Genomic DNA, 1,478 nt, shown 5'->3' on the forward strand with positions numbered 1-1,478 from the left:
TGAATCATCCTGGAGATATGTGTTACATCATTTATACTTCAGGAACAACAGGTAACCCAAAAGGAGTAATGGTTGAGCATGGAAATATAGTTCGATTATTTTATAACGAAGCTTTCCAGTTTAATTTTGGTCCAGATGATGTATGGACAATGTTTCACAGTCATTGTTTTGATTTTAGTGTTTGGGAAATGTATGGAGCCTTATTGTTTGGCGGTAAGGTAGTAATAATTTCATCTTTGGTAGCCCGAGATCCCTCTCGATATATACAAGTACTTCATAATCATAAAGTAACAGTATTAAATCAAACCCCTACAGCATTTAATAATTTAATAGAAGAATGTGAGCGTAAAGAGCTTGAATTAAGAGATTTACGTTATGTTATTTTTGGTGGAGAGGCATTAGTACCATACAAGTTAAAATCATGGAATGAACAGTATCCTCATGTAAAGTTAGTAAACATGTATGGTATAACAGAGGTAACAGTACATGCTACTTACAAAGAAATAGGTTTAGAGGAAATAGAAGGAAATGTAAGTAATTTAGGAAAGCCAATTCCAACTACTTCAATTTATGTTTTAGACGAGAACCAGGAATTGGTACCTCAAGGAGTAGCGGGAGAGATTTACGTAGGAGGAGCAGGAATAGCAAGAGGTTACCTAAATAAGGAAGATTTAACAAATTCAAAGTTTTTACCTAATCCTTATCAATTAGGAGAGCGTTTTTATCGATCAGGAGATTTAGGTAGGTTATTAGAAAATGGGGAGTTAGAATATTTGGGTCGAATTGATAGTCAGGTTCAATTAAAAGGTTTCCGAATAGAATTAAAAGAAATAGAGCATCACTTATTACAGCAAGAATCTATTCAAGATGTTGTTGTAATAAAACGAGATTCCGAAGAAGGGCATCCTTATTTATGTGCATATTATATAGGTGAAGAAGAGCTTGAGATATCGATACTTAGGTCACATTTAGGAGAGCATTTACCTAAATATATGATTCCATCGTACTTTGTAAAAATGGAAGAGTTTCCAGTGACATCAAATAATAAAATAGCAACTAGTCAATTACCTTCCCCGAATAAAGAATTATCAGTAGAGTCTTATGTAGCACCGCAAACTGAAGAAGAAAAGCAAATGGTTCTTGTTTGGCAAGAGGCTTTAAAAATTCCACGAGTAGGAGTTCAAGATAACTACTTTAGTTTAGGAGGAGATTCATTAAAAGCAATAGGTTTAATCTCTAGCATAAATAAATCATTAGATGTTTCATTAACAATAGCAGATTTATATTCATATCAAACAATAGCAGAATTAGTAGAAAAGATTACAAGTTCTCAACAAGATGATGAGAGTAAAAGAGTTTATGGAGAAGTATTAGAAGAGTTACGTGAATTTGAAGATTCTTATAGGTCAGAAGGTAAATTTTTAGATACCTACGAAGCTGTATATCCAATGAATGGTGTTGAAAAAGGAATGGTGTTT

At 33.1% G+C, this 1,478-nt stretch carries 1 protein-coding gene; it reads left to right on the forward strand.

Features of this window, described 5'->3' with window-relative positions; genetic code table 11:
• Nucleotides 1-1,478 (forward strand): non-ribosomal peptide synthetase (locus tag F7018_RS18030; RefSeq protein WP_150901491.1); only part of this gene is annotated, 1,478 nt, incomplete at both ends.

Source organism: Tenacibaculum aiptasiae, from assembly GCF_008806755.1.
GTDB classification, from domain to species: Bacteria; Bacteroidota; Bacteroidia; order Flavobacteriales; family Flavobacteriaceae; genus Polaribacter; species Polaribacter aiptasiae.